This is a genomic window from Marinobacter sp. R17 (assembly GCF_003789045.1).
Lineage (GTDB): Bacteria > Pseudomonadota > Gammaproteobacteria > Pseudomonadales > Oleiphilaceae > Marinobacter_A > Marinobacter_A mangrovi.
Map to the genome: position 1 here is coordinate 12,561 of NZ_RHGZ01000001.1, position 11,358 is coordinate 23,918.

General features: G+C 59.6%; 7 protein-coding genes. 4 read left to right on the forward strand and 3 right to left on the reverse strand.

The window, feature by feature from the left end; all coding sequences use genetic code 11:
• Nucleotides 1-6 precede the first annotated feature (6 nt).
• From EB809_RS00070 to EB809_RS00085, 4 genes are all read left to right on the forward strand, one after another.
• A complete protein-coding gene (locus EB809_RS00070) occupies nucleotides 7-2,181 on the forward strand; it encodes a hypothetical protein (protein WP_123632534.1) in 2,175 nt (724 codons plus the stop codon).
• 328 nt (nucleotides 2,182-2,509) lie between these two features.
• A complete protein-coding gene (locus tag EB809_RS00075) occupies nucleotides 2,510-3,421 on the forward strand; it encodes a glucosaminidase domain-containing protein (protein WP_123632535.1) in 912 nt (303 codons plus the stop codon).
• 3 nt (nucleotides 3,422-3,424) lie between these two features.
• Nucleotides 3,425-3,820, forward strand: a complete 396-nt coding sequence (locus EB809_RS00080) for a YkvA family protein (protein WP_223807750.1) — start codon at nucleotides 3,425-3,427, stop codon at nucleotides 3,818-3,820.
• Nucleotides 3,821-3,839: 19 nt separating this feature from the next.
• Entirely contained in the window at nucleotides 3,840-4,778 is a 939-nt protein-coding gene (locus EB809_RS00085; protein WP_123632536.1) for an acyltransferase, read from the forward strand.
• Between the two features lie 221 nt (nucleotides 4,779-4,999).
• Here the strand turns inward: EB809_RS00085 and EB809_RS00090 are convergent, their stop codons facing one another.
• From EB809_RS00090 to EB809_RS00100, 3 genes are all read right to left on the reverse strand, one after another.
• On the reverse strand, nucleotides 5,000-7,708 hold the full coding sequence (locus tag EB809_RS00090; RefSeq protein WP_123632537.1) for a LuxR C-terminal-related transcriptional regulator: 2,709 nt from the start codon (nucleotides 7,706-7,708) through the stop codon (nucleotides 5,000-5,002).
• Between the two features lie 358 nt (nucleotides 7,709-8,066).
• Entirely contained in the window at nucleotides 8,067-9,428 is a 1,362-nt protein-coding gene (locus tag EB809_RS00095; RefSeq protein WP_123632538.1) for a DUF1329 domain-containing protein, read from the reverse strand.
• A 32-nt stretch (nucleotides 9,429-9,460) separates the two neighbouring features.
• Nucleotides 9,461-11,326, reverse strand: coding sequence for a DUF1302 domain-containing protein (locus tag EB809_RS00100; RefSeq protein WP_123632539.1), 1,866 nt, complete (start codon nucleotides 11,324-11,326; stop codon nucleotides 9,461-9,463).
• Between the last annotated feature and the right edge of the window lie 32 nt (nucleotides 11,327-11,358).

Genomic DNA, 11,358 nt, shown 5'->3' on the forward strand with positions numbered 1-11,358 from the left:
ATTTCTATGTCTGTTGCCCTGCGCCTGCTGAGTTTCATTACCCTCACCACCCTGCTGACCGCCTGTGGCGGCGGGGGAGACGACGCGGTCCAGGGGGCCGGCGACCGCCCCAACAGTTTCTCGGGCGAGAAAAACCCCGCTGAAGACTTCACCGAATCCAGCACGGGTGACTCGAACAATTCATCAGGCCTGGCCAAGAGCGAGGTCCGGATCACGGTGGAAGTGCCTCAATCGCTGGCTCCCAATGCCCCGTTGTCTCGCCGCAACCTGCATCTGGTGCAACCCGACAGCGTCAGTGTCTATAAAACCAACCAGACGTTGACCAAAATCAGCACCGTCGAAACGGAGCAGCGCCAGGACGACGACGGCTACACCATCATTAATTTCCCGGACGGTCAGCCGGTCGGCCCCGACGTGCTGATTGAGGTGGAATACGGCAGCACCCGCATCCGGGCCTTTGCTACGGACCGCGATCGCGACGTCAAGGTAAACCCGTTTTCCGAATACGTGGTCCGCTACGGACTGGGCGGGTACAACAGCAGTGAATTTGCAGCCGTCATGGACTGTGTCGAGTCCACCGACAGCGAAGGTCTGTGCATCAACAAATTTGTCTGGTCGACCCTGGCCGACCAGATCCAGGACTTCGAGATCAACATTCCCGACGGCACCTCACTGGAAGGCGCTGTCAGCCTGCTGGCCAATCGTACAGACCTGGCCAACTACGTCGAACGGATGGCGGAACTGGCCCAGGTGTCCCCCGTGTCCACCAGCGCCATTTCGGCCGACTCGGTCAATATGAACGGTGTCTATTTCGGGCTGGAACTGGGCCGCAGCAGTCGTTTTTCCAGCGGCACCGCAGCACAGTGGGCCACGCAGCGTGCTTATGAGGAGCGCCTTGAGAGCAACGGCGTTTCTTATGTTTACTCCAGTTTAAGCATGACGTCCTTCTCGGTCTTCGGCATCAACGTGACCTCGATGGCGAGCGACTACCCTTACGAACGCGCCACCCTCGATCGATACGACAACGGTCTCTATGACACCAAGGGCCGGGGCTTCTGGGAAATCAACAGCCATGCCACCTCTCCCAGCGCCGCCAGCATCGTCAACCAGGACCGGCTGCTGGCCGGCTCCTCGCTCTACCAGAGCATCACCGACAAAACCGGCGCTCTGCCCGTGGGCTGGACTCGCAATCCTTACTTCCTGGACGCGCACATCCTGCTGTCTGACGACGACTACCCGGACACGCTCCTGGCCAACTACTTCAGTGCCGGCAAAGCCATCGAACTGGAACAGGACAATGACGGCAACTATCAGCGCCAGGATGAACTGGAAAGCTATTTCGTGTCCGCGTTTGACGTGGGCCTCGCTCAAAGTGATGATTTTGATACAGGTACCCTGCACTCCAGCTACAACGTCATCAGCTTTTCCGCCCAACTCGGTGACAGTACTTACCCCTTCCGCGCCGAATCGTTTATTGGCGACTGGAGCGGTTCGGGCAATGGCGACTACAACCAGACGGCCACCGCAGAGGCCATTCGCAGGGACGCCAGCGGTGCCATCGACACGACCGCACCCAACCGGGACGAAAACGCGAGTGTCGGCAACCGCACGTCCCAACTGAATGCCGGTGAAGCCAATACCGGCCGACTTAACCTGCTGTATGGCAGCACCACCGGTTTCTACGGCGTTGAAGGAATTGGCGCCAGCAATCCCGATGCCAGCCTGTTGGCGTTCAACCTGGACAACCCAGTGAATGGACAAGGCATCCTGTTTGCCCTGGAAAAAGGCAGCAGCGGTCCAGAAGAAGCAACGTACCGACTGTCTGGCACCATCGCCGGCCTGGGCGACGACGAGCAGTATCTGCGACAGGTGGATGGTGGCCGGCTGTCGATCATTGATGTCTCAGCAGAGGAAGCCACCGTGTCGCTGGCCGGTTTCCAGATCAGGGAATCCATCAGCACCACAAGCCAACAAACACCGACGTCGGTCAGCGACGCCAATATCGATCTGACCTACACTCGATCCGATGACCGGCTGACGTTCGACAGCAGCGACGGCTCGGTCACCCTGGACGGCTACCTGTCCAGCGACCGCGAATTTATGGTGCTGCGGTACCGTGAAACGAAGGCCTCCGGCGAGGAGTACATCGGCCTGCTACTGGGTGCCCGGGAACCGGAGTAGAAGAACGCACACAGAGCGCTACAATAGCCCCAGAGCGTAGGTTGGGCTGACGCAGGAAGCCCAACAATAAGTGAGCACCGGAAGCTCCCGTTAGCGCGGATATGCATGAATCATGGGTGCTCAAAAACCGATTTGGCAACCATTGAGCTGGATGAGTTTGGCCGCAAACCTGGTTTGTTGGGCTTCCTGCGTCAGCCCAACCTACAGATTCTGGGCGTCACTCGCGATGCCTTTACAACGCTCTATATACCCACTGTAACTGAACCAAACAGTGCCCCAAACGTAACCTGTTACAATACGCGTCATACTGCAGTAATGGGAGAACGTGATGTCAGCAGGTGTAAAACTGACAGCCATGGCCGCTACGCTGGTCCTGGCTTTTGGATGGGGCGCATTCCACAAGCCCGCCGACTACCAGCCGGAATACGACCAGGACAACGCGACCCTGGACGCATTGCCACCGCTGCCGGACTGGGCCATGGCGGACCTGCCGGACTTCTCCGGGTATCACGACACCGCCGAAAAGAAAGCCGCGTTCTTCTCCTTCTTGTATCCACGCATTGTTCTCGCCAACACGCGCGTCCTGATGCTGCGTGACAACCTGGAAATCCTGGAAGGCAAATCGGAGCTGACCGATCAGGAAAGCGCCTGGCTGAAGCGTCAGGCCAAGCGCCTGCGGGTGGACGCTGAGGTCGCCTCACCCGAAATGTACGACAAGCTTAACCGCCGCCTCGATGTCATCCCGCCGTCGCTGATTCTGGCCCAGGCGGCCAACGAATCGGCCTGGGGCACCTCACGCTTTGCTACCCAGGGGAATAACCTGTTCGGCCAGTGGTGTTTCACCAAAGGCTGCGGACTGGTGCCCCGCAGCCGTGTAGAGGGTGCGACGCACGAGGTCGCCGCGTTCCCGTCTCCCTATGAGTCGATCCGGGCCTACATCACCAATCTCAATCGTCACGACAGCTATCAGGCCCTGCGCAACACCCGCGAGCAGGCCCGCACGAAGGATCGCTTCCCTGGCGGCATCGCACTGGCTCAGGGGCTGATTGGCTACTCCGAGCGCGGAGCGGCCTACGTCGAGGAAATCCAGGCTATGATCCGGCACAACAACCTTGGATACTACGACAAGGAATACAAAGCATTGATTGGCAGTAGCAATACGCTGCCGGAACTGCTTCAGCTGGCGACCGGCGACAAGTCGGCGTTTACGCCGGGAGGCATTGCAAAAAGCGAGGGCTGACCTGTGACGACACAACCGGAAAGCAGCCGGATCGCCGAGTGGTCCGGACACTACTCGGAAACCGGGTTTCGCGATAAATTGCGGCGTGGCGCCTACAACCTCGGGCGAAAGCCGTTGGAGCTGGGGCTGACGCTCTTCTATACAATGCGGGCACCCGGGACACCGCTGTGGTGCAAGACGGTCATTTCCGGCAGCCTGGGCTATTTCATCAGCCTGGTGGATGCCATCCCCGACCTCACACCGGTTCTGGGTTACACAGACGATATTTCAGTCATGTTGGCTGCACTCGCCGCGCTCGGTGTCCATGTCACACCGGCAATCCGCGACCAGGCCCGCGCGAAAACCAACCAGTTGATGGGCGAGTCCAGAAAGCCAGACATCCCTCAGGATTCGCTCTGATCGCCAACGAGACAATGTCATGCTGAACTTTCTGCCTGCGACACTCAAAGGGTGCCTGGCTGCCCTTTTGATACTCGCAGACACGCTGGTCCTGTTCCCGGTACTGCTGCTGTTTGCGTTCATCAAGCTGATCGTTCCCATCCGCCCGGTTCGTGCCGGCTGCACGGTGGTGCTGAGCTGGATCGCCTACCTCTGGATTGGCTTCAACAACCGTCTGGCCGACCTATTCCATCGGATTGAGTGGCAGGTTGAGGGCGTTGACGCGCTGTCGCAGGACGATTGGTATCTGGTGACGTGCAACCACCAATCCTGGGCGGACATTCCGGTCATCCAGTACGTCCTGAACGACCGCATTCCATTGCTCAAGTTCTTCCTCAAGCAGGCGTTGATCTGGGTGCCCCTGCTGGGCGTGGCCTGGTGGGCTCTGGATTTCCCCTTCATGCGCCGTTACACCAAGGAACAGGTGGCCAAAAACCCGAGCCTGAAAGGCAAAGACCTTGAAACCACCCGCGCCGCCTGCGAGAAGTTTCACTACACGCCGGTGACTGTCTTCAATTTCATGGAAGGCACTCGTTTCACCCAGGCCAAGCACGATGCCCAACAGTCGCCTTATAAGCACCTGCTGAGGCCCCGGGCCGGCGGTACGGCCTTCGTACTCGGCGCGATGGGCGAAACACTGCACACGCTGCTGGACGTCACCATTGTCTATCCCGATCGACGACACGGGTTCTGGGACTATCTTTGTGGCCGGATCAAGCGCGTGATCGTTGACGTTCGGACCATTGAGATACCGGCTCATTTCCTGGGTATGGACTACACCAGTGACGAGCAGCTGAGAAAGGAATTCCAGGCCTGGGTCGATGACCTGTGGCTGGCGAAGGATCGCAGAATCGACCGATTAATGGGGCATGCCGGTTCGGATACGGCGATTCCGAAGAAAGAGGCGACGCTCGTTTGATCTTGCTTCAGTGCCACACCCCCAGTGGCTACTCCGGCGCGCAACGAGCGTAGGTTGGGCTGACGCAGGAAGCCCAACAAACCGGGTTGCGGCCAATCTCATCCAATCCAATGGCCGCCAAACCGGATTTTGAGACCCCACATTTCCAACAGGTCCACGATTAAGGGAATACCCAGTGCCCGCTTATCGTTGGGCTTCCTGCGTCAGCCCAACCGACGATATTAGAGCACACCCAACTCCCGCGCGCGGACGATGGCCTGGGTCCTTGACCGCACGCCCAGTTTGGCGTTGAGTCGCCTTGCGTGGGTTTTTACCGTGTGCAGCGAGATATGCAGCCGATCGGCAATGTCCTGGTTGGACAGGCCGATGGCAATCAGCTCGAGCACACCTCGTTCACGATCACTGATGGGTTCAGCCAGTTCGCCACCGGCTTTCGACGCCTGGTGTTTCTCGACCCGGAAATAGGCCCGTAGCCGATCAAAGAAGGGCGATTCGCCTGCAGACGCCAGGACCTTGGGCAGCAGTTCGCGCAGCGCGCTCTCCATCTCGATGAACGGACTGACGTATTCCTCGCGTGCCGCCTCTTGCAATGCTTCGCGCAGAGCGACGAGGGCCTTGTCCGGTTTGCCGGCCTTGTCGTGGATCAGGGACTGGAGAATTCGCCCGTATATCAGCCGTCCCAGCGGCAACTCGAGACCGTCGACCGCCTGGCTGTAGGCCGACAGGCGATCCTGGGCTGCGGCCAGGTCTCCCCGGGCAATCTCCTGACGAATCCGCAGGGTTTCCACCAAACCGGGCAGCATGGGGAACAGCTCGGGCACGCAGGGTTCCTGGCCCTCAACCGCGAGAGAACCCAGAGCGGAATCCACGCGCTGCAGTTGGTCACCCTGCAGCCAACAGGACAGCTTCAACGCTTCCAGAACCGGACGGTAGGCCACATCATCCACCTGCCACAATTGCATGGTGCGCTCGGCCTGCCCGATCCAGCTGAAAGCCTGTTCCAGCTCGCCGCGGGACTTGGCAATCAACGCACGCAATGCCAGGTTCATCAGCAACCCGAGATCGCGACAGTGCTCGGCCTGACGCGCGGCGCGCACCAGGCAGGCTTCGGCCTCCTGCCAGCGGCCCTGGTGCCAGAGCAGCAGGGCCAAGCTGAGCTGCAAACGGCTCTCGCCAACTCGCGGAGGTTGGTACGGTGCGTTGAGCGCAACGTCCATACCGCGACGAATCAGGGTCTCGGCGCGCTTGAGATAGCCTTTGCCCAGTTCAATCCGGGCATGATCGTAAACCGCCAGGATTTCGCTGCCCGGATCACCGGATTCACGGGCCAGCCGCGCCGCATGTCGATTGGCACTGCGCGCTTCGGCATAGCGCTCACCGGCGCAAAGGGCACTGGAGCGGATCCACAACGCCATCAGTCGGGCGTGATCAGACAACGCGGCATCGGCCAGGGCCTGATCCACGACCGTAAGCGCCGGTTCGATCGCACCACGCCCGCGCAGGATAAACGCACGCAACGTCATCAGGCGGCCGCCCAACGCATCGCGTTCGGCTTCCGGCAGGCCATCGATCAACTTCTCGGCCTGACTGAACTGCCCACCAATCGCATGCACCCAGCCGTAAACCAGACGCAGACGAGGACTCTTATCAACCAGGTGAGCCGGCAACTGCTGGCGCCAGCTCAATAACTCGCCGGTGTTCTGACCGGCCAACAAGGCTTCAGACCCGCTGGCGGCTATCTCCAGGGCCCGGTCGGCGTCCTGGGCTCGTAACGCGTGTGTCAGTGCTTCGGTGCGGTCACCCCGGGCTTCGAACCAGTGACTGGCACGCAATGCCCTCGCCTGCCGGCCATGCAGCTCCCTGCCCAGGAGCCAGTCGCGGAACAGGGGATTGAATCGATACCAGCGCCCCTGACCGGAGACCGGCCAGATCGGCAGCCCCTTTTGGCAGGCCATGGAAGGCGTAAGCTCCAGATCAAATAGCGCCTCATTAAGGGACTGTAGCAGCGCGTCGCTGATGAGTTCCGGCTCAGCCATGTGGAACAACATCACCTGGGCGACGGTGCTGGAACCGCTCAGAAGACCGTCGCGAAAGAAACGGGCAACCGACGGGCTTTCCAATATGGTTCGCGGGGTATCAGAGTCGCCCTGCAGCTCCATCCGGAACAACTGCAACGGCGTCATCCAGCCCTCACTGAGATGATGCACCTGCTCGACGTCCGCCGGGCGGATGCGTTCCTGTTGCAGTTCCCCGGCAAACAGGGCCTCGGTTTCGGCCAGAGAAAGACGAAGATGCTCGGCACCCAGCCGCGTCAGCCGGCCGCTCAGAGCTGCACTATGCGTGGAGAAAGTGACCTGTTCTCGGGAAACAAGCACCAGTGCGAGCGTATCCGGCAACTCGGCGACCAGCTGCTCAATCAGATCCCGGGCATCTGGATGGGCCAGCCAGTGTACGTTGTCGAGAACGATGCAGGTCGGCAGCTTGGCAGGATTCTTGTCAAATTCCCGGGCATAACGCTGCAACAAGAGACTGAGAAGGTCAGGATAAAGATCACGCTGCAATGCCCCCTGGGCCTGCCGCTGATCCTGTCCCAGGGCGAGACCCAACAGGGCCATCAGGCGCCGGGGGTCGTTGTCTCGTGATTCGATGCTGAGCCAGGCCACCCGGTCAGCCTCAGCGGCCACGACCCATTCCCGTAACGCCTGCGTTTTCCCATAGCCGGCGGGCGCTTCAAGCAACAGGGTTCTGCCGGGCTGCAGCGCTTCCGCAATCGTTTGTTGCAGGCCAGGTCGAGCCAGGAAGTCAGTGGGTGCAGCCGGTACCTTGATCCGGTGACCGAGCAGATCCCGGATCAGCTCGCCGGACGGCACGGCACGGGCCTGATCGGCGAAATCGTCGTTCGCCGCCTGTACGTCGAGAATTGTTTTCAAGATGTGCCCCAATCAAACGTCGCGATCCAGGCCAATCGCGGGTGTGGTGTTGCGTCTGGTCTTCTGTCCCATGCTCCCGATGACAGCGGACTGTCATCATCCACGCATTGTCCAGAGACTCCTGTTGTTGTTCTCCCTGTTTTTCTTGTTGTCTCCGACCGGTTATATCGCACTGAAAGTGCCCGGTTCTGCTTAGCGACTAGATTAATACAGTTTGGACCATAAGGGCAAAAATCTCGTAATTTCAGCGTGCTGGATACAATTTGTTACGCATGGCAGAGCCATTGGACCCATTTACGACGCCGTAAACAAAAAAGCCCCGGCCAGGGCCGGGGCTTTTCCAGAACGATATCCGCTCTTAGCGAGTACCTGCGCGGCGCAGTGCGGCCGGCGTGTATTCGCGAGAGTTGCGCTTGGTACCGAACTCGTACGGATCCTGTTCTTCGTTGGTCAGACCCAGGGCCAGATAACGACCGGAGAGGGTATCGTACAGCACCTCGATGGCGTACCAGGGCACCTTGTGGTCATAGAAGTACATGCTGTGGGCTTCAGCTACCCGCCAAAGTTCGCCACGACCGTCGTAATGGTCGATGACGGACGCCTGCCAGGTGTCTTCGTCAATGTAGAAGTCACGACGGGCGTAGACGTGGCGCTCCCCTTTCTTCAGGGTCGCCCGCACGTGCCACACGCGGTGCAGTTCATACCGGGTCAGCGCCTGGTTGATATGACCGGCCTTGATGATCTGGTTGTAGTCCAGGTCACGGTCGACCAGCTTGTAGGAGTCGTACGGAATGTACATTTCCTGCTTACCGATCAGTTCCCAGTCGTAGCGGTCAGGCGAGCCGTTGTACATGTCGAAGTTGTCGGACGTACGCAGACCGTCGGCAGCGGTACCCGGACCGTCATAGGCCACCTGCGGTGCCCGGCGAACCCGGCGTTGACCCGCATTGTAAACCCAGGCCCGGCGCGGCTCCTGAACCTGGTTGATGGTCTCGTGAACCAGCAGGACGTTACCGGCCAGACGGGCCGGACCGGTGATCGCCTGCTTGAAGTAGAACAGGACGTTCTGGTCTTCTTTCGGATCAAAATCCTCCAGCGCCGCACGCCAGGTCAGCTCGTCCTGGAAATGGACAACGCTGAAGTTGCCATCCGCCGTTGGAGTCACCTGACCAACGTGGCGAGTCACCGAGCCACCACGATATCGCGTGATGTGGTTCCAGATGACTTCCAGACCGTTTTGCGGAATGGGGAACGGCACACCGTTGGTGTAGTTCTCCATTCCGTTGCCGCTGGGGATCAGTTTGGTCTGGGTGGCGTTCTGCTTGGTCACATCGTAAATGTCCTGCGGGTACGCCGCCGGACGATGGGTCGGATAGACCGGGATGAAGTAATCGTCGTACTTCTTGATCATCTTCACCTGGCCGGGAGACAGCTTGTCCGCATACTGATCGACGTTACTCTGGTCGATGCGGAACTCCTCCTTGTCATCCGGGTACGGATTGACGTAGATACCATCGCCTTTGTAGCCCGCCGGAATGGTCTGCAGGCCGCCGTCCCACGCAGGGATGGCGCCGCCGTTACCGGCCTTCTCGGCACCGATCGGCGTGAGCGTGTCTCCGAGCTTCGCCGCTTCCTGAGCAGAAACAGCGGCACTGGCGGCTCCCCCGTAGAGAGACGCAGCCAGAATGCCGGTGGCGATTAGTGTCTTGTTCAGTTTCATTGTTATACCTCGTAATACGAATTCAGGCCCGATCAGAAGGAGACCGATACGCTGGCACTGACAAAATCCCGGTCGGTCAGTTCGTTGTACGGTTTACCGCCGAAATAGTTCGTGTAGCCAACGTTCGCGCTGTAGCGGTTCTGGTAGACACCGGTCAGCGACAGACCAATCGCCTTGCGGCCTTCCAGGAAGTTACCGCCGGGCGACGGCGCGTAACCCTGTACGTCGTGAGAGAAGGCCAGCTGCGGGCTCAGGTTCACACCGGCAAACACGTTCGGGTAGTCCCACACGAAACGGGTGCGGTAGCCCCAGGAGAAGGATGTGGTGAAACCTTCGTTGTTGCAGTAGTTGGTGTTGATGTTGAGCGCCGCACCGGTTGAACCGGAACCGTCACAGGCACCGCCGGGCAGCTGACCGATACCGTAGGTACCGGAACGGCCGTAACGGGCTTCGTCGTAGTCAGGCAGACCGTGAACGTAGGTTGCGCCCACTTCGCCGACGAAGGTCAGACGGCTCGCGCCCATCACCTGATCGAAGAACTTGATCAGGGTGAACTGCGCCTGGGAAACCTTGAAGCGGTCATAACCTTTTACCTCGGAACCGGACAGATCCGCACCGTTGGCTTCCGCCTCACGCTGCTGCTGCAGCAAACTGGCCGCCTCGCCGGTTTCCGGGTTATCCAGCTGCAGACCACCGTAGATCAGCTCAAAGGCGTTCCACTGAAGCGGCATGTTGTCACGGAAGCTGTACTCAGCCCCCAGTGACCAGCCACCCGGAATCGTGGTGTTGATACTGACACCGTACAGGTTGATGCCTTCCGGATACTCGATGTAGTAGCTCGGGAACTGCTTGCCGTTGTCCTCGTCGTTCACGACGCCACTCACGTATGGCAGACGGCTGTGGTAACGAATGTAGTAGAAGCCCAGTTCGGAATCGTTCAGCGCCGGCACGTACCAGCGAATGGCAGCACCGAACTGGTCACGGTCGTCCGGTTCCTTGTCGCCAACACGCGGCGAGATAAAGCCCTGAGCATAGGCCTGGGAGTCGGGCAGCTGGCCGGCCAGCAGGACCGGCCCGCAGCCATCAGCTGCAAAGTCGTTGGTGGAGAAGAACGTACCACAGTCATCCGGACGGACCTTTTCCCAGTCCGTCTGCAGGAAGGCTTCCAGGGTGACGTTCTCGGTCAGACCAATGGAGGAATACAGCATCTCGACCGGCAGCAGTGCGTCTTTCAGTTCCGCACCGGGTGCCCGGATGGCGTTAACGTCGACCGGGTTGATGACGTTGATGCCGCCCTGGATGAAGGTACTTTCACCCCAGCTCAGGACCTGTTTGCCATAACGGACACTGACCGGCGTCTCGCCGAAGTACCAGTCACTGAAAACGTACGCGTCCAGGAACTCGCCACCGGAAGCGTTGTCTTTAGCCTCATCGTTCAGTTCACGCTGCTGGCCGACGTAGTCGGTCGCGCGGGATTCATCCTTCAGTTCGAAGTCGTACCAGTAACGGCCACGCAGGAAACCGCCGACACGGGTCAGGTATTCACTGTCCACGTTGTAGTTGAGGTACAACTCACTGGTGCCCTTGACGATCTTGCTGTAGGTGTCGCCCTTTTCGAAGTTCAGGTTGCCGTCGTCATAGTTGTTGGTCGACGCACCAATGTTGGCGTTGGCGCCACCCGGCGCGTAGGACGGCCCCAGGTTACCCTGCGCAATCAGACGCTTGTCCCGGTCTTCTACACGCCAGCCCGCACCGGCTGTCAGTGTGGTGTCAAAGGAAGCTTCAACGTCGCCCAGATAGAACTGGAAGGCGGCGGCAGGTGTCGACAGTGCGGCCGTAATGGCTGCTGCCAGGGGCAGTTTGACCCACTGTTGCCGCTGTTGGATTTTTCTTGTCATTGGAAAGCTACTCCATTGTTGTTCTGAGTCGC